General features: G+C 61.4%; 19 protein-coding genes. 11 read left to right on the top strand and 8 right to left on the bottom strand.

Features of this window, described 5'->3' with window-relative positions:
* Positions 1-24: 24 nt before the first annotated feature.
* Both So717_RS19395 and So717_RS19390 read left to right on the top strand, forming a co-directional pair.
* Positions 25-1,464, top strand: coding sequence for a TolC family outer membrane protein (locus tag So717_RS19395; RefSeq protein WP_159980392.1), 1,440 nt, complete (start codon positions 25-27; stop codon positions 1,462-1,464).
* Positions 1,465-1,559: 95 nt separating this feature from the next.
* A complete protein-coding gene (locus So717_RS19390) occupies positions 1,560-2,153 on the top strand; it encodes a hypothetical protein (RefSeq protein ID WP_159980390.1) in 594 nt (197 codons plus the stop codon).
* Between the two features lie 5 nt (positions 2,154-2,158).
* Here the strand turns inward: So717_RS19390 and So717_RS19385 are convergent, their stop codons facing one another.
* Entirely contained in the window at positions 2,159-3,628 is a 1,470-nt protein-coding gene (locus tag So717_RS19385; RefSeq protein ID WP_159980388.1) for a cobyric acid synthase, read from the bottom strand.
* A gap of 64 nt (positions 3,629-3,692) precedes the next feature.
* Here So717_RS19385 and So717_RS19380 point away from each other — a divergent pair, with 64 nt between their 5' ends.
* Positions 3,693-4,271, top strand: a complete 579-nt coding sequence (locus So717_RS19380; RefSeq protein ID WP_159980386.1) for a cobalamin biosynthesis protein CobQ — start codon at positions 3,693-3,695, stop codon at positions 4,269-4,271.
* A 156-nt stretch (positions 4,272-4,427) separates the two neighbouring features.
* Here the strand turns inward: So717_RS19380 and So717_RS19375 are convergent, their stop codons facing one another.
* Entirely contained in the window at positions 4,428-4,748 is a 321-nt protein-coding gene (locus tag So717_RS19375) for a DUF6280 family protein (RefSeq protein ID WP_114885126.1), read from the bottom strand.
* Positions 4,749-4,968: 220 nt separating this feature from the next.
* Here So717_RS19375 and efp point away from each other — a divergent pair, with 220 nt between their 5' ends.
* Positions 4,969-5,532 carry an elongation factor P gene (efp, locus tag So717_RS19370; protein WP_159980384.1) on the top strand — a complete coding sequence of 188 codons (564 nt, stop codon included), beginning with the start codon at positions 4,969-4,971 and terminating at the stop codon, positions 5,530-5,532.
* 126 nt (positions 5,533-5,658) lie between these two features.
* Here the strand turns inward: efp and ygfZ are convergent, their stop codons facing one another.
* Positions 5,659-6,393 (bottom strand): CAF17-like 4Fe-4S cluster assembly/insertion protein YgfZ, encoded by a 735-nt coding sequence (gene ygfZ / locus So717_RS19365; protein ID WP_159980382.1) that lies wholly within the window; start codon positions 6,391-6,393, stop codon positions 5,659-5,661.
* An 84-nt stretch (positions 6,394-6,477) separates the two neighbouring features.
* Here ygfZ and So717_RS19360 point away from each other — a divergent pair, with 84 nt between their 5' ends.
* Both So717_RS19360 and So717_RS19355 read left to right on the top strand, forming a co-directional pair.
* Positions 6,478-7,152 (top strand): TIGR04283 family arsenosugar biosynthesis glycosyltransferase, encoded by a 675-nt coding sequence (locus So717_RS19360; protein ID WP_159980380.1) that lies wholly within the window; start codon positions 6,478-6,480, stop codon positions 7,150-7,152.
* A gap of 76 nt (positions 7,153-7,228) precedes the next feature.
* Positions 7,229-8,443 (top strand): pyridoxal-phosphate-dependent aminotransferase family protein, encoded by a 1,215-nt coding sequence (locus tag So717_RS19355; RefSeq protein ID WP_159980378.1) that lies wholly within the window; start codon positions 7,229-7,231, stop codon positions 8,441-8,443.
* Here the strand turns inward: So717_RS19355 and So717_RS19350 are convergent.
* Complete coding sequence (locus So717_RS19350) at positions 8,440-8,634, bottom strand: hypothetical protein (protein WP_159980376.1); 195 nt, start codon at positions 8,632-8,634, stop codon at positions 8,440-8,442. The genes So717_RS19355 and So717_RS19350 overlap by 4 nt on opposite strands.
* Positions 8,635-8,687: 53 nt before the next feature.
* Positions 8,688-9,794 (bottom strand): pyridoxal phosphate-dependent aminotransferase, encoded by a 1,107-nt coding sequence (locus So717_RS19345; RefSeq protein ID WP_159980374.1) that lies wholly within the window; start codon positions 9,792-9,794, stop codon positions 8,688-8,690.
* Between the two features lie 114 nt (positions 9,795-9,908).
* Here So717_RS19345 and So717_RS19340 point away from each other — a divergent pair, with 114 nt between their 5' ends.
* Complete coding sequence (locus tag So717_RS19340) at positions 9,909-10,697, top strand: crotonase/enoyl-CoA hydratase family protein (protein WP_159980372.1); 789 nt, start codon at positions 9,909-9,911, stop codon at positions 10,695-10,697.
* Positions 10,698-10,704: 7 nt separating this feature from the next.
* Here So717_RS19340 and So717_RS19335 read toward each other — a convergent pair whose 3' ends face one another.
* Together So717_RS19335 and So717_RS19330 are read right to left on the bottom strand one after the other, a co-directional pair.
* Positions 10,705-11,034, bottom strand: a complete 330-nt coding sequence (locus So717_RS19335; protein ID WP_159980370.1) for a DnaJ family domain-containing protein — start codon at positions 11,032-11,034, stop codon at positions 10,705-10,707.
* A gap of 9 nt (positions 11,035-11,043) precedes the next feature.
* On the bottom strand, positions 11,044-14,160 hold the full coding sequence (locus tag So717_RS19330) for a valine--tRNA ligase (RefSeq protein WP_159980368.1): 3,117 nt from the start codon (positions 14,158-14,160) through the stop codon (positions 11,044-11,046).
* A gap of 209 nt (positions 14,161-14,369) precedes the next feature.
* Here So717_RS19330 and So717_RS19325 point away from each other — a divergent pair, with 209 nt between their 5' ends.
* From So717_RS19325 to So717_RS19310, 4 genes are all read left to right on the top strand, one after another.
* On the top strand, positions 14,370-14,993 hold the full coding sequence (locus tag So717_RS19325; RefSeq protein ID WP_159980366.1) for a hypothetical protein: 624 nt from the start codon (positions 14,370-14,372) through the stop codon (positions 14,991-14,993).
* A gap of 175 nt (positions 14,994-15,168) precedes the next feature.
* Positions 15,169-17,466 (top strand): xanthine dehydrogenase family protein molybdopterin-binding subunit, encoded by a 2,298-nt coding sequence (locus tag So717_RS19320; RefSeq protein ID WP_159980364.1) that lies wholly within the window; start codon positions 15,169-15,171, stop codon positions 17,464-17,466.
* Positions 17,444-18,523, top strand: a complete 1,080-nt coding sequence (locus So717_RS19315) for a T6SS phospholipase effector Tle1-like catalytic domain-containing protein (protein WP_159980362.1) — start codon at positions 17,444-17,446, stop codon at positions 18,521-18,523. Before So717_RS19320 ends, So717_RS19315 begins: the two co-directional genes overlap by 23 nt.
* A gap of 19 nt (positions 18,524-18,542) precedes the next feature.
* The gene (locus tag So717_RS19310; RefSeq protein ID WP_159980361.1) at positions 18,543-19,532 is read left to right on the top strand and encodes an alpha/beta hydrolase family protein; all 990 of its coding nucleotides are present in this window, start codon (positions 18,543-18,545) and stop codon (positions 19,530-19,532) included.
* An 81-nt stretch (positions 19,533-19,613) separates the two neighbouring features.
* Here the strand turns inward: So717_RS19310 and So717_RS19305 are convergent, their stop codons facing one another.
* On the bottom strand, positions 19,614-19,817 hold the full coding sequence (locus So717_RS19305) for a hypothetical protein (protein ID WP_159980360.1): 204 nt from the start codon (positions 19,815-19,817) through the stop codon (positions 19,614-19,616).
* Positions 19,818-19,898: the final 81 nt, after the last annotated feature.

The raw sequence follows: 19,898 nt of genomic DNA, 5'->3' as shown, positions 1-19,898 counted from the left end.
GCCAAAGACAGAAAGAGGCACAGAATGTCCGACATAGCTACAAAACGACTGGCGGCCTTGGGTCGTGCAGTTGCCCTATCAACGGGGCTGGCACTGGGGCTGGCCGTGCCATCTGCCAAGGCTGAAACCTTGGCCGATGCGCTGGTCTCCGCCTACAAGACAAGCGGTCTTCTTGATCAGAACCGGGCTCTTCTACGGGCGGCTGATGAAGATGTGGCCGCTGCGGCGGCCGCTCTGAAACCCATTCTGAACTACAGCGCAAGCGTGACCCGGGATTTCGGGGACAGCCGGTCACGGAACACGCTTGGTGTTCCGACAACCACCCAACTCGAAAGTACGACGGGGGCGATTGGTTTGGCGGCCTCCCTGTTGCTTTATGACTTCGGTGGCACGGCACTTGGTGTCGATGCGGCCAAGGAGACGGTCCTGGGGACGCGCCAACAGTTGATCAGTCTGGAACAAACCGTGCTCCTGCGCGCGGTCTCCGCCTATCTGAATGTGGTTGCGGCGCGCGAGTTTGTCTCGCTGCGCCAGAACAACCTGAGACTGCTGACCCAGGAATTGCGGGCCGCGCAAGACCGGTTTGAAGTGGGTGAGGTCACGCGGACGGATGTGGCACAGGCCGAAGCCAGCCTCGCCGAGGCGCGCAGCGGGCTGGCCACAGCGCGCGGCGATCTGCTGCAGGCCGAAGAGGAGTACCGCAACGTTGTCGGCAATGCGCCAGGTGCCCTTGCGCCACCGCCCTCATTGCCGCGGTTGGAAAACAACGTCGAAACCGCCCGTGCACGCGCGATCCAGACACACCCCGACCTTGTCGCTGCACAGCACTTTGTCGCCGTTGCTGAACTCAATATCATGCGAGCAAAGGCGGCTGTGAAGCCCACGATCTCTGCCGTGGGCTCGCTTGGGTTTTCGGAAGATCTGGGCAACAGCGATTTCACCCGGTCCGGGGAGATCGGCATCGAACTCAGCGGCCCGATCTACCGGGGTGGGGCGCTGTCCTCTGGCATCCGCTCGGCGATCGCATCGCGGGATGCGCAGCGGGGCAACCTGTTGGAGGTGCGCAAGCAGGTCTCGCAGGATGTGGGCGCCGCCTATGCGTCTCTGGCCGCGCAGCGGGCCAGCCTGCAGGCCAGTGAAGAACGCATCCGCGCCGCTCGCATCGCTTTTGAAGGTGTGCGGGAAGAGGCGACCTTGGGCGCCCGGACAACGCTGGATGTTCTCGATGCAGAACAGGAGTTGCTGGACGCCGAGACATCGCGCATTTCTGATCAGGCAAACCTCTATGTGGCAGCCTATGGGGTTCTGCAAGCGACAGGCCGCCTGACGGCGCGCGATCTGTCTTTGGGGGTACAGCAGTACGATCCAAACGCCTACTATGAGCTGGTGAAGGATGCGCCGGTGCCGATTTCGCGGCAAGGTCAACGCCTCGATCGTGTCTTGCGCGCCTTGCAGAAAGACTAGGGGCGGCCCCTCCCATTGTGCGCGACCCCTGGTGCGGCTAGAATTGGGTGGAGCATGTCTGGAGGTCTATGTCGAGGTCTCGATCAAACTCGGATGTGGAAGATGTTTTGTCGTCCGTTCAGCGCCTCGTGAGTGATGCGGGCGCAAAAGATGTGGGTGCCACGCCACCTGATAAACCGGATGTGCTGATCCTGTCCCCCGAGCAACGCGTGCGCCGCCCAGGCGTTTTGCGGCTGGGGCCTGATGCGGCGGTACATGTGCCCACGCCAGGCAGCGATGGCCCGTCAGAAAACAAGCCCCCGGTTTCCGAGGCGCGATCCCCGGCGCTGGATGCGCTGTCGCAGAAGATCGCCTTGCTAGAGGTTGAGATCGCAAAAACAGCCGGTCAATGGGAGCCTGACGGGACAGGTGGTGACGACTACGCCGGGACCGAAACGGCGGATATGACCTGGCCGGAGGAGGATGCGGCCGAGGCGCCCGCCAGCGGTGCGGTGCAGGCCGGTCGGTCACAGGAGCTGACCACCCCGCAGGACGATCAGGTGCTGGACGAGGAAACGCTACAGCGCATGATTTCAGAGATCCTGCGCGCGGAGCTGCAAGGCGAGATGGGTGAGCGCATCACCCAGAACCTGCGTAAGATGGTGCGGCGCGAGATCCAGCGCGCCTTGTCCACCCGAGACCTGGGGTAGAGCCCTCAACCCGCGCCTGCCGGTGTGGCAGCGAGGCTGAAGAGCAGATCCAGATCCATGTGCAGTTCCAGATGATCCGCGAGATCATCAAGCGTCTGCTCAACCTGAGCGTCATAGGCCGCCTGCGCGGTGACGCCGAACTGCCCCAGCCAGGCTTGGCGAAACGCATCTGAGCCAAAGATGCCATGCAAATAACAGCCCTGAACACGACCATCCAGGGCGCTGGCCCCTTCCGGGCGACCATTTACCTCCAGCCAGGCGTGCGCACGGTCCGGGCCATTGGTGTCACCCATATGGATCTCGTAGCCGTCCAGCGCGGCGCCGCTCGACAGGTGCGTGCCCGTGCTAAGCTTGAGCGTCTTGCGCGGGTTCAGAACCGTTTCAACATCCAGATATCCGAGCCCCTCTGCGCGGCTGGCCGGGCCTTCGATGCCGTCAGGGTCGGCGATGGACCGGCCCAGCATCTGATAGCCTCCGCACAGTCCCAGAACGTGCCCCCCACGTCGGATGTGCCCGGCGATGTCGATGTCCCAACCTTCGTGGCGTAGCGCCTCCAGATCCGAGAGGGTCGCCTTGCTGCCACCGAGCAGAATGACATCTGCCTCCACCGGCAAGGGGGCGCCGGGGGGCGCGATGATCAGTGTGACACTCGGCTCTGCTGCCAGCGGATCCAGATCGTCGAAGTTGGAGATGCGCGGCAGCTGCGGCACGACGATGGTGAGCCCGCTGCCGTCTGAGCGGGCGCGCGCGGGCAGGTCGGCCACATCCTCGGCCGGTAAACGGCCAGCGGTCTGAAACCATGGGATCACACCCAGACAGGGCCAGCCTGTACGCGTGCAGATATCATCCCGCCCTTCATCAAAAAGACGAACATCGCCGCGGAACTTATTGATTGCAAATCCTTTGATCAGATCAAGGTCACCCACTTCTAGAACGGCCTGCGTGCCCACCACCTGCGCGATGACGCCGCCCCGATCGATGTCGCCCATCAGTACAACCGGCACGTCGACTGCGCGAGCAAAGCCCATGTTGGCAATGTCGCGCGCGCGCAGATTGGTCTCTGCCGGGCTGCCTGCGCCCTCGATCAGAACAAGATCGCAGCTGCCCGAGAGGCGATGGAAGCTCTCCAGCACATAGGGCATGAGTTTGCCCTTGGCCTGCCCAAAGGCGCGCGCTTCCTGTTGACCAAAGACCTGGCCTTGCACGATGATCTGGGCGCCCGTGCTTGACTGCGGTTTCAACAGCACCGGGTTCATATCCGTATGCGGCGGCACGCCCGCTGCCTTAGCCTGCAAGGCTTGCGCGCGCCCAATCTCACCACCGTCGATGGTCACGGCGGCGTTGTTGGACATGTTCTGCGGCTTGAATGGCCGCACGGTCAACCCGCGCCGCGTAAAGGCTCGCGCAAGGCCGGCGACGATCATCGACTTTCCGACATTGCTGCCGGTGCCCTGTATCATGATCGCACGCGCCATGGCCCGTTCCCTTTGCCGTTTCGCGCAACCTGACGCATGATCGCGCGAAGGAAAAGGAGCAAAGATGAACACGCCCGCGCATCTTTTGATCGGCGCCGCCCTGATGGGGCGCAAGGGCAGTGCCGGGATCGTCTGCGCGGCCTTTGCAGGCGCGCTGCTGCCGGATCTGTCGCTTTACCTGCTCGCAGGCTCTGCTCTTTTTGTGTTCCGGATCCCGCCGCAGATCGTTTTTGACGAACTGTATTTTTCGCGGACCTGGCAAACGGTCTTTGCCATCGACAATTCATTTCTGCTCTGGGGGGCACTCTTTGGCTTTGCGCTGTGGCGCGGGGTGCCTTGGGCGATTGCAATGACCGGGGCTGCGCTTTTGCACCTGTGCCTGGATTTTCCGCTACACCATGATGATGGTCGCGCCCATTTCTGGCCGCTGTCCGGCTGGGTGTTCCAGAGCCCGCTCAGCTATTGGGACAGGGATCACGGGGCTATGTGGCTCGCACCGCTTGAGGCCTTTGTCGCGACGCTGGCCGCGATTGCGCTCTGGCAACGACGGTTTGGGCCAGCGATGCTCTGTGTGGTGGCGGCACTGTTCATGGCCGAAATCTGGGTCGTGCGTCAGTGGCTGTTTTTCTTCACGGACAGCTAAAGCATCATGCGAATTGTCTAAAGCACCTAAAGCTGCCTGACATCAAAGATTTCAACGCGTTAAGTGATGTTTCAGGTCTTTCGTCAGATGCTCTAGAGACAAAACAAAAGCGCGCCCGGGGCAGGGCGCGCCTTTGATCGTAATATGACGAGGTTATCAGGCCGCTTCAGCCTGCTGAGCCGCATTGCGACGCTCGGATTCTTCGCGAGACAGCGCAACAGACGTGCGCACACCCTTGCCCACGAAGTCCATCAAGCCTGAGACAACCCGCTCGTTCGGGTCGATCCCGGCACAGCTGAGAACCTCGCGACCATCGCGCGAGCGTGCCCAGCGGGCAATCTGTTCCGGACCATTGCCATATTTCTTGTCGTCCGCTATGGCGTCGTCCAATGCAGCCAGTACCACAGCTGCAAAAAGTTTACGTGCACGGTTGCCTTGCTCATTGTTAAAGGCTGTGCCGTCAACGAAATCCTTCATTCGTCGTCCTTTCCATTATTCTTGCTCTTGTCTTTCCGGCGTGACGCTCCTTATGACGGAGTTCAGGCGATTCGGATACCCTGTAAATGCATGGCATCTATGCAACTTGCGCATGGCTTTTTGCGCTTGCAGCACGAGATATCGTTGTCTTGTCACCACCCATCCCGCCAGATATAGGGATCGTCAATCATTCATCAACCTTTCGCCGTGGTCCGTGCAAATGCCTAAAATCAATGGAAATGAAATCCGTCCTGGGAATGTTCTGGAGCATAACGATGGTCTCTGGGCGGCTGTCAAAGTTGATCACGTGAAGCCCGGGAAGGGCGGGGCGTTTGCTCAGGTGGAACTGCGCAACCTGCGGAACGGTTCCAAATTGAATGAACGGTTCCGCAGTGCGGATAAAGTCGAACGGGTCCGGCTGGAGCAGAAAGACCAGCAGTTTCTCTACGAGGATGACGGCCAGCTCGTCGTCATGGACACCGAGACCTATGAGCAAGTCCAACTGCCCGCGGAGCTGCTGGGGGAGCGTCGCCCCTTCCTGCAGGACGGCATGACCATCGTGGTGGAGTTCTACGACGATGAAGCGCTGAACGCGACACTGCCCCAGAAGGTGACCTGCAAGGTGGTCGAGACTGAGCCGGTTGTGAAAGGTCAGACAGCGGCGAATTCGTTTAAGCCTGCGGTGCTCGACAATGGTGTGAAGGTCATGGTGCCGCCTTTCATCGCACAGGATGAAGACATTGTCGTGAACACCGAAACGATGGAATACTCCGAACGCGCCTGACGCGAGATACGGGGTACGACGACCTTCAACCTCTCGGCTGGCGCCCCCGGCAGGCCCTGCCGGGCAGCGCCCGATCCCCCTCGATGGGGGTGAGGGCGCTTTCCTCCCCTTAACAACCCGCTTTGCTCAGACGCGCACCACCTTGGCTTCCCCAGCCGTCATGTCGCCCACCGCCCGGTCGTAGCGCAGATAGGCGATCCCAGCGTCTTCCGTCCGGCTCAGCAAAGTGCCCGCGACCTTGCCATTGGCCAGGATCTCGCTGCCCGTCTCCGCCGCGCCGGAAATGCGAACCTGCGCCAGCCCTTTGCGCAGCTCTGTCTTGTGTTTCATGCGAGCGGTCACCTCCTGCCCAACGTAGCAGCCTTTGCGAAAGTCGACGCCCGACAACCGTTCGAACCCCACCTCCAGAATAAAGGTATCCGGGGTCAGTTCGATCCCGGTCTCTGGGATCATATGCGCGACCCGCAGGGCCGTCCAATCCGTGCTGTCTTCGGTTTGTGGCGTGTCGCGATAGGCCCGCCAGCCAAGCGCTTCGTGCCGGGGGTCGACGAACCCGTCGTCTGGGCACGCCCCAAGCCCGCGGTGCAGATGCAGCGCTGTGGTTCCAATCGTCACGTCAGCACGCAGCTTATACATGGTCAGCCGCTGCACCAACATGTCGCCCAGACTCCCCGCCACATCCAGCAGAATGCCATCTGCGGCCTGCGCCAGAAAAAAGTCGGCAATATATTTACCTTGTGGCGTCAGAATGGCGGCGTAGACGAGGCCCCCGTCCAGACGCGCAATGTCGTTGGTGATCAACCCCTGCAGGAAGTCCCGCGCGTCGGGGCCGCTGAGCTTCAGAATGCGACGATTGGTCATGTGGGCCTCCTCATTTGACGGTAGATGTCATATAGACACTGCGCCGCCAAGGGTAAGGGGGCGGTGGGGGAGAGAGGACGACAGATGCGCGCACCGATTTCGGTGGTCATTCCGACGTTGAATGCAGAGACACAGCTGGGCCCGTGCCTGGCGGCTCTGGTTCCGGGGCTTGAGGCCGGGCTGATCCGAGAGTTGATCATCAGTGATGGCGGTTCGACGGATGCCACGGTTGATGTGGCCAAGGCCTGGGGGGCAGAGGTTGTGACAGGGTCTGCCTCACGTGGTGGCCAACTGGCACGGGGATGTGCGGCGGCCCAAGGCGCGTGGCTTTTGGTGCTGCATGCCGACACGCGGCTGGGGGATGGTTGGGTTGGCCCCGTGATCCTGCATCTTGATACGCGGCGGGCAGGCTGGTTTCGTCTGGCCTTTGCGGGCGGCGGTGTGGCGGGCCGCATCGTGGCAGGCTGGGCCAACCTGCGCAGCCGCTTCGGGCTGCCTTACGGCGATCAGGGGCTGCTGCTGCCCCGGGCGCTCTATGCCGATGTGGGGGGCTATCCTGACCAACCGCTGATGGAGGACGTGGCTTTGGCGCGCGCCCTTAAAGGCAAGCTCACGTCCATTGACGCCGTGGCTGAGAGCAGCCCGGCGCGCTTTCACGCAGAAGGATGGGTCAGGCGCGGCATGCGCAACCTCTGGACTGTCACACGCTACGTTCTGGGCGCCTCACCAGAGAAGCTGGCCCAGGGCTCCCGGCGTTGAGCTTTCCGGCAGTCTTCTACGATTGACCGCGTCGATTTGACGGCTAGAGTTGCCGCAGGTCAAAAGGACAGTCTTTATGCCCCAATTTCGTGATGCCCCGGCCGGGCGCGGCTATCTTGCCATTCCGGGGCCCTCGGTGATGCCCGAAGCGGTGCTGAATGCCATGCACCGGCCCGCGCCCAACATATACGCGGGTGAGCTGCCCGAGATGATGCTGGGCATTGTGGCTGATCTGAAGCGCGTGGCACGCACCGACGGGCATGTGGCGATCTACATCGCCAACGGCCACGGGGTGTGGGAGGCGGCGCTGGCCAACACCATTGGCCCGGGCGACAAGGTTCTGGTGCCCTCCACCGGACATTTCGGGCTGGGCTGGGCGGGCATGGCCGAGGCGCTTGGGGCTGAGGTCGAGGCAATCGATTTCGGCAAATCCGCCCCGATGGATATGGCGCGCGTCGCCGAGGCGCTGAACGCGGACAAGGCCCATAAGATCAAAGCGGTTCTCGCCGTGCATGTGGATACCTCCAGCTCCGTCCGCAATGACATCCCGGCCTTGCGCGCAGCGCTGGATGACTGCGGGCACCCCGCGCTCCTGATGGCGGATTGCATCGCTTCGCTGGGCTGCGATGTCTTTGAAATGGACGCCTGGGGCGTCGATGTCATGGTGGCGGGCTGTCAGAAGGGGCTGATGGTGCCGCCCGGCATGGGGTTTGTCTTTTTCAACGATAAGGCCGCCGCGGTGCGGGCGCACATGCCACGCGTCAGCACCTACTGGGATTGGACGCCGCGTGCGCAGCCCAAGGAGTTCTGGGAGTACTGGAACGGCACCGCGCCCACGCATCACCTCTATGGTCTACGTGCGGCCCTCGACATGATCATGGCCGAAGGGATGGAGGCTGTCTGGGCACGACATGACAGGCTGGCTCGCGCCATCTGGGTGGCCTGTGATGCCTGGTCGTCTGACGGCAGCCTGCGCATGAACATTGCAGATCCGGCGCATCGCAGCCGCGCCGTGACAGCCCTGCGGCTGGAGGCCCCCGACGCCACCCGGCTGCGCGACTGGACGGAGCGCAACCTCGGTCTCACCCTGGGCATTGGCCTTGGCATGGTGCCCTCAGATGACCCCGCCTGGCACGGCTATTTCCGGCTGGGGCACATGGGGCATGTGAACGGGCATATGATCATGGGCTTACTCGGTGGTATCGAGGCAGGACTGATCGGCCTCGACCTGCCTCACGGGCCTGGGGCACTGTCAGCCGCGGCGGCCGTGATCGGTGAGGCAGGCGCCTAGGAGGTCTCCTGCATCTGCCGCCGATGCGCCAGCCAGTCGACCCAGCGGTTGACCACCAGCCCGAAGAACACAGCGGCCACCAGCCCCCAGAGTGCAAATAGAAACAACAGTATCCACGTCAGGTTGACGCCAAACATCACGATACAGGCGGTGGTGAAATTCGGGGCCCGGCCAATCTTGTCTCTGTCCATGTTGCCTCGCGTCTGCTGCGATGGAGCGAAGTATAGGTCACGATCCGGACGCGTCACCTCAATTCTGCGGCACGCAATGCGAGCGGAATGACCTCCGTCAGAATATCAAGCTGCGCGGGACGCCCACAGCTGATCCGGATGCAGCGGTTCTGCGGCGCGACAAACGGCATGCGGATGAACACACCGCGCGCGACGATCTCATTCAGAACCGCTTTTGCAAATTCAGGGCCGCTGCCACAGTCGATGGTCACGAAATTGGTATGAGAAGGGAGAGTTCTCAACCCGTTCTTTCGGGCGATTTCGGCAATCCTGTTACGAGACGCGGCGATGCGGGCCTGCACGGAGCGCAACCAGGTCTGATCTTCCAGTGCGGCCAACGCCCCTGCCTGTGCCGCCCGGTTCATGCCGAAGTGATTGCGCACCTTCTCAAACGCGCGGATCAGACCGGGTGCGCCCATGGCATAGCCCACCCGGGCCCCCGCCAGCCCGTAGGCCTTGGAAAATGTGCGCAACCGAATGACGCGCGGGTCATCCAAGGGCAGCGGCAGGGCGATGTTTTGCGTGGCACACTCAAGATAGGCTTCATCCAGCACCAGCAAGGTGCCGTCGGGCAGGTATTCAAGCGCCTCGACAATCTCGGCCCCGCTCAACGCCGTGCCCATTGGGTTGTCCGGGTTGGCCAGATACACAAGCTTGGCGTCGACCTTGGCGGCCCTCTTGAACAGGGCGACGGCATCCTCGTGATCGTCATAGCGGTAGGGCACCTTGTGCAACACCCCGCCATAGCCCGCCACATGGTAGTTGAACGTCGGATAAGCACCATCCGACGTGACAACCGCATCGCCGGGCGCCACCATGATCCGCACCAGATAGCCTAGGAGCGCATCGATGCCTTCGCCCACCACAATCATATCCGGGGTGATCCCGTTGTGATCCGCCAGCGCCTCGCGCAACTCAAAGCTTTCGGGGTCGCCATACATCCAGTGTTGGGTCTCCGCCATTGCACGAACGGCTGTGGGAGAGGGGCCAAAGACATTCTCATTGGCACCGAGTCGGGCATCAAACAGGCGCGATCTGGCTCGTTCTTGCGTCTCGGGGCCGACAAAGGGCACGGTGTCGGGAAGCGATTTGGCAAGCGAAGTCAGGCGATAGTCCGTCATCATGCCAGATAAGACAGCTTGGCGGTGTTCGGCAAGCCTTGGGCTGCCCCAACGTTTGTCTGGCTATTGCAGCACGGCAACGGTCAGATAGGTCATCCAGACAAGGAGGCCCAAATGTCCCGCGTGACCCTGACAGTGACCGACCACATCGCCCATGTGCAGCTCAACCGCCCGGAGAAGCGCAATGCGGTTGATCCCGAGATGATCGAGGCACTGATTGCCACGGGCGAAGAGGTCGCAGGCTCCAACGCCCGCGCGGTGGTGCTTTCTGGTGCGGGCGAAGGGTTTTGTGCCGGGATCGACATCGGCAGTCTGGGCGCGATGATTGGGCAGGACATGAAGCAGGTCATCATGCCGCGCACCCATGGCGGTGGCACAACCAACCGCTGGCAGGAGATTGCGATGATCTGGCACCGGCTTGAGATCCCCGTGATTGCGGCGCTGCATGGCGTGTGTTTTGGCGCAGGTCTGCAGATTGCACTGGGTGCCGATATCCGCATTGCCGCGCCTGACACCAGGCTGGCGGTGATGGAGATGAAGTGGGGCATCGTGCCCGACATGGGTGGCATGGTGCTTTTGCCTCGGCTGGTGCGGTCCGATGTGCTGCGCCGGTTGGTCTATACAGCGATGCCGATTGACGCGGTTCAGGCTGAGCGCTGGGGGCTGGTGACGGAACTGTCGGAGACACCGCTTGAGGCCGCGCAAAACCTGGCGCGGAACATCGCGGGCAAAAGCCCCAAGGCCATCCGCGCGGCCAAGGCGCTAATCGCTGTGGCGGAAGAGGGGCAGGCGGGCGACATCCTGATGGAAGAATCGCGCCTTCAGGCCAAGTTGATTGGCACGGCTGAGCAGATGGAGGTGGTGGCTGCGCAATTCGCCAAACGTGCCCCGGTGTTCGAGTAACCGGCGATCAGGACATGAACTTGCGCCGCGCCTCGCGGGCAATCTCAAAGCGCAGCTCAAGGTCCGCGATGGTCTGCATGGCTGCCTTACGGGCCGTGTCATCCGCAGACTGCGTATAGGCTTGGCGGGCCGCCTCCAGTTGTTTTTTAAAGGCAAACTCCTCAGGAACTACACCCGCCTCCGCCATGATGCGCATACCCGCCCCAACCGCTGCCTGATCATCTGTTTCGACAGGGCGTTGGGGCAGGGGCGCGCCTTCACCCTTAAGCCCGGTCAGCGCGCCAGAGGCCCGTGCCTTGGCGATTTGCCGTTCAACAAGAGAGCGAAAGCTGCGCATTGGCGCACCTTACCCCAATTCGGCCAGGCGTGCGAAGGCTTCCTTGAGTTTACCCTCTTCTTCCTCGCGCAAGGCGAGATTGGCGCGGGTTTCCTCGACCACGGCTTCCGGCGCGGATGCGGCAAACTTCGGGTTGTTCAAGCGCCCGCGCAGACCGCCCAGCTCCTTGGCAAGCTTGTCCAGCGTCTTCTGCAGCCGCGCCTTTTCCTCCGCGATATCAATGATATCCGCCAATGGCAGGCCGAAGGTCGCGCCGGGCAGAGCCAGGGTCACAGTCCCTTTCGGGAAGCTGTCGGCTTGCCCCAGCGCCTCAATCCGCGCCAAGCGTTTGATCATTGCCTCGTTGCGCTCCCAGGCGGATTGCCCGGCTGCATCCAGATCCGTGACCAGCAGCGGCACGTAGAGCCCAGCGGGCACATGCATCTGCGCCCGCGCGGACCGCACCGTTTCAATGAGCGCGATGACCCAGTTCAACTCACGATCCGCCGCCTCGTTCACCAGATCCGCAGCGGTGTAGGCCGGCCAATCAGCGTGGACCAGCATCTTGGCGCGGCGGCCGGTCTGGCCCCAAAGCTCTTCAGTGATGAAGGGCATGATCGGGTGCAGCAGGATCATGCACTGATCCAGCACCCAGGCCATGGTCTGGCGCGTCTCGAGCGCCAGATGCGCGTTGGCTTCATCCTGCAACAGTGGCTTTGACAGCTCCAGATACCAGTCGCAGACCTTGCCCCAGACGAAGCTATAGGCCGCGGTGGCCGCATCGTTGAAGCGGTAGTTGGTCAGCGCTTCGTCGATTTCTTCGCGGATCTTGGCGGTCTCGCCAATGATCCACTTGTTCACTGCGGCCTCAGGCGCAGGGATGCCATCTGCGCGGGCTTCAAAGACCTCATTCATCTCGGCAAAGCGGCAGGCGTTCCAAAGTTTGGTCCCGAAATTCCGATACCCTGTAATGCGTTGCGTGGAGAGCTTCAAGTCGCGCCCCATCGCCGCCATGGCCGTTAGCGTGAAGCGCACGGCGTCCGCGCCATACTCATTGACGAGGTCCAGCGGGTCGAGCACATTGCCGAGCGACTTCGACATCTTCTTGCCCGTCTCGTCGCGCACGAGCGCGTGGACATAGACTGTGTCAAAGGGCTTCTGACCGACGACGGCATATTGCATCATCATCATCCGCGCGACCCAGAAGAAGATGATGTCGAAGCCGGTTATGAGGGTGGAGGTCGGGAAGTATTTTTGCAGAGCCTCGTTTTGCGCGTCTTGGGCTTCGTCGCCTGTCCACCCCAGCGTGCCGATGGGCCAGAGCCCTGAGGAGAACCAAGTGTCCAGGACATCGGGATCGCGCCAGACAAACACTTGCAACGGATTATTGTCTGAATCCCGCTTTGCCTCGCCGTTTTTCAGGATGGCATCATTTTGATCCGCTGCCTCCAAGATCTCTAAGTCGCCGTAGCTCTCTTTCATCTTGGCCATAGCAGTCTGGTAATCAGCCCCGCAGAAGGGTTGTTCGTCTAGATACCCCAGCCAAGTTGTTTGGTCGGTTCCGACCACGTAAGGCTGTTCCTGAAGATTTTCGACGATTGCCGGTCCATACCAAACCGGGATCTGATGCCCCCACCAAAGCTGGCGCGAGATGCACCAGGGCTCGATGTTTTCCAGCCAGTTGAAATAGACCTTCTTGTCCTGCTCGGGGTGGATCGCAACATCACCGGAACGAACCGCGTCAATCGCGGGCTGCACGATCTTGGAAGTCTCGACAAACCACTGATCGGTCAGCATCGGCTCGATGACCACTTTTGACCGGTCGCCGAAAGGCTGCATGATCTTCTTCGCCTCGACCAAGGGCTCCAGGAAGGGCTCCTCAACCGGCAGGAAGGCATCCTCCGGATCCGGGTTGGCAACCGGCACCATGACGGCCAGCCCCTCGCGGGTGATCTGATCCACGACTTTCTTGCGCGCGTCGAACCGGTCCAGCCCGCGCAGATCATCCGGCACGAGGTTGACCGCATCGGCTTCTGCCTCGCTCAGTTCCCGCTCGCCCTGCGCCACGGCCATGGCAATTACCGCCGCCTCCGCATAGGGCGCGCCGTCTTCGCGCATGGCCCCCTTGGTGTCCATTAGACGGTAAAGCGGAATGCCGCCGCGCTTTGCGACCGCATAGTCATTGAAGTCATGCGCCCCGGTGATCTTCACCGCGCCTGAGCCGAACTCCGGGTCCGGATACTCGTCCGTGATGATCGGGATCAGGCGGCGATGTTCTTTTGGCCCAACCGGAATCTCGCAGAGTTTCCCAACAATTGGAGCATAGCGTTCGTCTGATGGATGAACAGCCACGGCACCATCCCCAAGCATCGTCTCGGGCCGCGTCGTGGCGATAGAAATGTAATCCCGCGCCTCGCGGAGGATCACCTCTCCGTCTTCATTCTTCTCCAAATACTCATAGGTCTCGCGCTCTCCGGTTTCTGGATCGATGGCGAGGGGGTACTTGAAGTGCCACATGTGCCCGTCGACTTCGATGTTCTCGACCTCGAGGTCCGAAATCGCAGTTTCAAAATGCGGGTCCCAGTTCACCAGCCGCTTGCCGCGATAGATCAGGCCCTTGTTGTACATATCCACGAAGACCTTGATGACGGCATCATGGAAATTCTGCCCACCCGGTGTGTCACCGGGGTCCCCTGGCGCGCCCGACATGGTGAAAGCTTCGCGTGACCAGTCGCATGACGCGCCCAACCGTTCCAGCTGGCCACGGATGTTGCCGCGCGACTTCTTTTTCTGGTCCCACACGAGATCGAGGAAGTCATCGCGGCTGAAATCCGTGCGGCGTCGGTTGGTTTTGGCCAACTCGCGTTCTACGACCATCTGTGTGGCGATGCCCGCATGATCCGTGCCAGGCTGCCACAACGTGTCAAACCCCCGCATCCGGTGCCAGCGCACCAGTATGTCTTGCAACGTATTGTTGAAGGCATGCCCCATGTGCAGCGCGCCCGTCACATTTGGCGGCGGAATCATGATCGAAAACGTGTCATCCCGAGAGGCATTGGCCCCGGCAACAAAAGCCTCGGTCTGTTCCCATGCGTCATAAATGCGCGACTCGGCTTCACTTGCGTTGAACGTCTTGTCCATGGGCATGGCACACCATCCGTCTAAATTTTGATCACGCTGTGCTCTACCTAATGTCGCAGGGGAGGGAAAGAGCGCGGTTTCGCCGGTCGCAGCGTTGCCACCGGCGGATACTCGCTTAGCGGGAAACATTGTCATTTTTTCTTCTCAATCGGCGGGCCACACTCACGCGGGGAGAGTCGGGCTGCGCGGTGTAGCCCCCTAAAGGAAGAGTGAGAATGATGAGGACGTTTTTTGTTTGCGGTGCGGCCGCGGTATGTCTGGCGATGCAGCCGGTGCAGGCGGCGGTTGTCGATGGTATGGTGACCGGCGGTGATGGCTCTTTTGAGCAGATAGTGAACACCACCGGGCTTATGGTTGGCGAGAACAACCAACAAATCGATAGATTGTTTGCGTTCAATGAGAAGCAGTCGATCACCCTTGGTGCTGATCTCGTCACGGATATTGGCGGGACGATCGCTGCGGGAACCACGATTTCGAGCCATTATGTTTTCTTCGACCCTGCCTCTGAGAGCTTTCAGGACGGGTATGTCGACTTTGACTCAAATATTCTGGGTATCATCACATCGGTCGATTTGCTGATCGATAGTGATTTCCTTGGTGCCGATGATGTCACGTACCTAAGCCCCGATTTGCGTGGTATCGAAGCCCCCGATGATGTGAGTATTGACCCGGGCAACCTGTCGCGGGTGCTGGTCGACTGGGCTGCAAACGATCCTGGTGACTACATTCGCATCATCACCGGCATCGAGCCAGCTGTCATTCCGATCCCAGCAACAGGCTTGCTGTTGGTTGGCGGCCTTGGCCTTATGGCAATGACCCGTCGGCGTCGCAAGGCCTGACGTTTCGCGATATAAGACACTTGGAAGCCTCGGTCACCGCACCGAGGCTTTTTTTATGAGCGAACCGATTGCGGGTTGGGCCAGGCCAGCGCGCTTGTCCAGTCAGGCCTGACTGGACAAGCGCGCTGGCCCCGCTAGTGTCCCCGAGGTCACTCTGGCGGCAAAGGAGCCTCTTGTGGAAAAGTTCGGTCGATCACAGTCAATAAAGCGTGTCGAGGATGTGCGGTTTCTAACCGGACAAGGGCGTTATGTGGACGATCTGGCACCCGAAGCGGCGGCCACAGCCTTTGTGTTTCGGTCCCCTGTTGCACATGCGCACATCACGGAACTCGACGTCACGGATGCGCGCATTGCCGATGGTGTGCATGCGGTTTTGACTGTCGATGACCTTCTGGAGGCCGGTCTCGACATCAACATGTTTGCGGCCACTGTCGAGAACCGCGATGGATCTCGCGGGGCCGCGCCCGACCGTCCTTTGCTCGCAAAGAACAAGCTACGCTATGTTGGCGAACCTGTCGCATTCATCGTGGCCGAGACGCTGAACCAGGCGCGTGATGCAGCAGAACTCATTGTGCTGGACCATGACGATCTGCCAGCCAAGATGGATCTGACCCTCGGTGGGCCTTTGGTGCATGATGATGTGCCGGACAACCTGGCCTTTGACTGGGGCATGGGCGACGAGGCTGCAACCAATGCGGCGTTCAAGGCTGCGGCCAAGACCGTGAGCCTTGATGTCGGCGACAACCGCATCATCGTCACCTCGCTGGAGCCGCGCGGCTGCTACGCGGAGTGGGACGGGGACCGCGTTCATGTCTCTTTGGGCGGGCAGGGTGTTTGGGAGCAAAAGACTGCAATCGCCCGCGCCTTGGGTCTTGAGCGGGACCAGGTCCGGGTGACCAATCCAGATGTGGGTGGCGGCTTTGGCATGAAGGGCTTTCCATACCCGGAGTATGCGCTCGCCGCCCATGCGGCTCGGGTCATAGGGCGGCCCGTGCGCTGGATGTCGGACCGGACGGAGGCGATGCTCAGCGACAATGCCGGTCGCGATCTGACCTCGACGGCTGAGTTTGCTTTTGACGAGAGCAACCGGATCACGGCCTACCGGGTGCACACACGCTGCAACCTTGGGGCCTACAACAGCCATTTCGGCCAGTTTATCCAAAGCCAGCTCTTCAGCCGGGTTCTGATGGGCGTCTACGATGTGCAGACCACCTGGCTGCACGTTGAGGGGATTTACACCAACACCACCTATGTGGACGCCTATCGTGGCGCCGGACGGCCCGAGGCGATCTACGTGCTGGAGCGGCTGATCGACCGCGCGGCGCGCGAGCTGGGTGTCGACCCGGTCGAGCTGCGGCGGCGCAATTTCATCAAGCCCGACCAATTCCCCTATGCCACGTCCACCGGCGAAACCTATGACGTCGGCGATTTTAACAAGGTGCTCGACCGAGGCCTCGCCGAGGCGGATTTCAGCGGCTTTGCGGCGCGCAAACAGTCTGATGCCGCCAAGGGCCTACTGCGGGGTGTGGGCTTGTGTTACTATATAGAAAGTATTTTGGGCGATCCTTCCGAAAGCGCGAAGGTCGCGTTTAACGAGGATGGTACGGTGACGATTTTTGTGGGCACACAATCCACTGGGCAGGGGCATGAGACGGTTTTTGCGTCTTTCCTCGCCGATCAGACCGGCATTCCGGCAGACAAGATCTTTGTCTTACAGGGCGACAGCGATCAAATCGCACAAGGCGGCGGCACCGGCGGCTCCCGCTCCGTCACCGTACAGAACAATGCCACTCTGGCCACGGTGGCCCAGATGACGCAAGCCTTTACCGACTTTCTGGCGGATGAGATGGGCGTGCCCGCCTCCGAGATTTCCTTTGACGATGAACGCTTTCGCGCTGAAGGTTCAAACCTCACGCCGACGATGCTCGACGTGGCGGATATGGCTCGTGAGCAGGGGCGCGACGATCTTCTGGTGCATGAAGCGCGCGCCAAGCTGGAGGCGCGCAGCTTCCCCAACGGATGCCATGTTTCAGAGGTTGTGGTCGACCCGGACACTGGCGTCGTGACCGTCGACCGCTACACAGTTGTTGACGATTTTGGCAACCTTATCAATCCGATGTTGGCCGAAGGTCAAGTGCATGGCGGCGTGGTTCAGGGGATCGGCCAGGCGCTGACCGAGCATGTTGTCTTTGACGAAGATGGCCAATTGCTCACGGCATCGTTCATGGACTATGCCTTGCCGCGCGCGGATGACGTCCCCAATATTTCATTTACGTCAGAGCCGGTTCCATCCACCGCCAACATCATGGGAATGAAGGGCTGTGGCGAGGCTGGCACCGTCGGCGCGCTGGCTGCGGTCGCAAACGCAGTGCAGGACGCGCTGTGGGAGCGCGGGGTCCGTCAGGCGGACATGCCTTTCACCCCGCACAAGGTTTGGGAGTTGTTGAACGGTGAGCCCATCGCGGCGGAATAACAGATGGCTCGGCTGGCTGCGCAGCAGGTTCTGGCGCCGGCCCGATAGTGATTTTGGCCCTCGCCGCGGCCCTGTTATCCATGTTGTGATCCTTGATGGCACCATGTCTTCGCTCGAGCCGGGGTGCGAGACCAATGCGGGCCGCGCCTATCATCTCTGCCGCGAGGTAGGCAGCCCCCTGTCGATCTATTATGAACCCGGGCTGCAATGGCGCGGCTGGAGCTCCGCGATGGACGTCATGATGGGGCGCGGCATCAACCGTCAGATCCGGCGCGCCTACGGGTATCTGGCCTCGCGCTACCAGCCCGGCGACAAGATTTTCCTGATGGGCTACTCGCGCGGCGCCTATGCTGTGCGCAGCCTTGCTGGTGTAATGGATCTGATGGGGCTGTTGACGGCGGAGCATGCCACCGAACGCAACATCCGTGACGTTTACCGCCATTATGAAAGTGATCCCTCCAGCCCTTGCGCGCGCGAGTTTGCCACCGCCTATTGCATGCAAGATATCGAGATCGAGATGATCGGGGTCTGGGACACGGTGAAGTCGCTTGGCTTTAATGCGCCAGTACTCTGGCGGTTCAGCGAGAAACGCCATGCGTTTCACAGCCATGCGCTCAGCCACAACGTGAAGGCGGGCTTTCAGGCACTGGCACTTGACGAGACGCGCGCCGCCTATGCGCCGGTGCTCTGGACCTCGCCGGAGGGCTATGAAGGCCGGGTCGAGCAGGTCTGGTTCTCGGGCACGCATGGAGATGTGGGCGGGCAGCTGGGCGGCTATGAAGTGGCGCGACCACTGGCCAACATTCCTTTGGTCTGGATGCTGGAGCGGGCGCAGATGACCGGACTACCGCTGCCGGAGGGATGGAGCGCACGGTTCATGCAAGATGCGGCAGCCCCCATGTTGGGCACCTTTCGGGGCAACGGCAAGTGGTTCATCACACGGCGCGCGCGCACACCGATGCAGGACCCCACGGAACATGTGCATGACAGCGTGCGTTTGCGCCAGTCGACCCTGCCAGAAGGTCGCGGGTGGATGAGTTTTGGCCGCACCGTCTAGGCGCGCGCGGGGCCGGCGCATGACTTGGGGTGTCTGCATAGGTCTGGTGCTCGTTGTGGCGGTCTGGGTCTGGGCGTTTTCCCAATTTGAAATACCGCAGGATGCAAAGGTCACAGAGCATGTCGTGTCACATGCCGGAAACAGGCTGTCTGGCAGCCTGGTGATACCCGAAGGCCCATCCGATATGCCAGTTGTGCTCATCGTACATGGGGACGGGCCCCAGAACCGATGGTCTGACAGTACGTATCTGCCGCTGATACGCCGGTTCTTGGACGCAGGCATTGGCGTGTTTTCCTGGGACAAGCCGGGCGTTGGTGCCAGCACCGGCGATTGGTTGTCGCAATCCATGCAGATGCGTGCGGATGAGGCGGCGGCGGTCTATGCATATCTGCGTGACAGCGTGGGCATCGCCCCCGAGGCCTTGGGGTTTCTTGGTTTCTCACAAGCGGGCTGGGTTGTGCCTCAGGCCAGCATCGCGGTTGACGCGCATTATGCCGTGCTGGTGGGTCCCGCGGCGAACTGGCGGCGACAAGGCGCCTATCTGACCGCACGCCGGCTGGAGGCGGCGGGTCTGGCATCTGAAGCGGTCGTCCAGCAGGTGGGAGAGAACCTGGCGCAGAATGACGCTCTGTTCCGTGGCGGTGGTACCTGCGCATCGCGGCCTGATCTGGGGCACGCCCGCTGCGAATTTGTCCGACGCAACTATGAGGCAGACACAACGCAGGCTGTGCTGGACATGCGCACACCGTTGCTGGTGCTTGTGGGGGCACAGGATCTGAATGTGGATCCTCATGAAACGGCTGAGGTCTTTGGCCAGAACCCGCGCCATGAGGTCAAGATCGTACCCGAGGCAACACATAGCCTGCTGCGGGCGCAGCCCTACAATTTTCAGCAACCACAGGATTGGACGGTATGGACAACGCTCCGGTTTGTGCTGGCTGGGCAGCATGCCTACGCGCCAGGTGTTTTGGACCATATGACGACTTGGGTTCTGGACCAGCACCGCTGATCCGCCGGGCAGAACGGCTGAACTGGGAGACAGCCCGGGCGGGGCGGGGCAGCTTGCTGCCCCGCCCCGCCCGGGCCCCGGTCAAAAGGGGAACCGATGCGGTACAGGCGGCGGTCGTTCGACATCGGGCAAGAGGCCCACGTCCCGCCGAAGATACTCCGGCAGGTCAACATCGACGCGCCGCGGGCGGCGGTCGATCTGCGGCCGCTGCACCAGAATGGCAACCAAGCGCAGCAGCAGTCTGCGCGACCGGCCAAAAGGGATGTAGAAGGTTAAGCTTGGCATTGTACTCTCCATGGATGATGGAAAGCCGCCACATGACTGGAACACATTAAAAAAGGCCGCATCATGAGGCGGCCTTCAGAT

This window comes from Roseobacter cerasinus, assembly GCF_009811755.1.
GTDB lineage: Bacteria > Pseudomonadota > Alphaproteobacteria > Rhodobacterales > Rhodobacteraceae > Roseobacter > Roseobacter cerasinus.
The sequence above is the reverse complement of the archived record's forward strand: the minus strand, read 5'-3'. Positions and strand labels throughout refer to the sequence as shown.

Bases quoted from the DNA above. Each gene is read 5' to 3' on its own strand.
- So717_RS19340 (WP_159980372.1), top strand. From the start codon at position 9,909: ATGTCCCGCGTGACCCTGACAGTGACCGACCACATCGCCCATGTGCAG.
- So717_RS19380 (WP_159980386.1), top strand. From the start codon at position 3,693: ATGAACACGCCCGCGCATCTTTTGATCGGCGCCGCCCTGATGGGGCGC.
- So717_RS19345 (WP_159980374.1), bottom strand. From the start codon at position 9,794: ATGACGGACTATCGCCTGACTTCGCTTGCCAAATCGCTTCCCGACACC.
- So717_RS19395 (WP_159980392.1), top strand. From the start codon at position 25: ATGTCCGACATAGCTACAAAACGACTGGCGGCCTTGGGTCGTGCAGTT.
- So717_RS19325 (WP_159980366.1), top strand. From the start codon at position 14,370: ATGATGAGGACGTTTTTTGTTTGCGGTGCGGCCGCGGTATGTCTGGCG.
- So717_RS19350 (WP_159980376.1), bottom strand. From the start codon at position 8,634: ATGGACAGAGACAAGATTGGCCGGGCCCCGAATTTCACCACCGCCTGT.
- So717_RS19310 (WP_159980361.1), top strand. From the start codon at position 18,543: ATGACTTGGGGTGTCTGCATAGGTCTGGTGCTCGTTGTGGCGGTCTGG.
- ygfZ (WP_159980382.1), bottom strand. From the start codon at position 6,393: ATGACCAATCGTCGCATTCTGAAGCTCAGCGGCCCCGACGCGCGGGAC.
- So717_RS19385 (WP_159980388.1), bottom strand. From the start codon at position 3,628: ATGGCGCGTGCGATCATGATACAGGGCACCGGCAGCAATGTCGGAAAG.
- So717_RS19375 (WP_114885126.1), bottom strand. From the start codon at position 4,748: ATGAAGGATTTCGTTGACGGCACAGCCTTTAACAATGAGCAAGGCAAC.
- So717_RS19305 (WP_159980360.1), bottom strand. From the start codon at position 19,817: ATGCCAAGCTTAACCTTCTACATCCCTTTTGGCCGGTCGCGCAGACTG.
- So717_RS19355 (WP_159980378.1), top strand. From the start codon at position 7,229: ATGCCCCAATTTCGTGATGCCCCGGCCGGGCGCGGCTATCTTGCCATT.
- efp (WP_159980384.1), top strand. From the start codon at position 4,969: ATGCCTAAAATCAATGGAAATGAAATCCGTCCTGGGAATGTTCTGGAG.
- So717_RS19335 (WP_159980370.1), bottom strand. From the start codon at position 11,034: ATGCGCAGCTTTCGCTCTCTTGTTGAACGGCAAATCGCCAAGGCACGG.
- So717_RS19330 (WP_159980368.1), bottom strand. From the start codon at position 14,160: ATGCCCATGGACAAGACGTTCAACGCAAGTGAAGCCGAGTCGCGCATT.
- So717_RS19360 (WP_159980380.1), top strand. From the start codon at position 6,478: ATGCGCGCACCGATTTCGGTGGTCATTCCGACGTTGAATGCAGAGACA.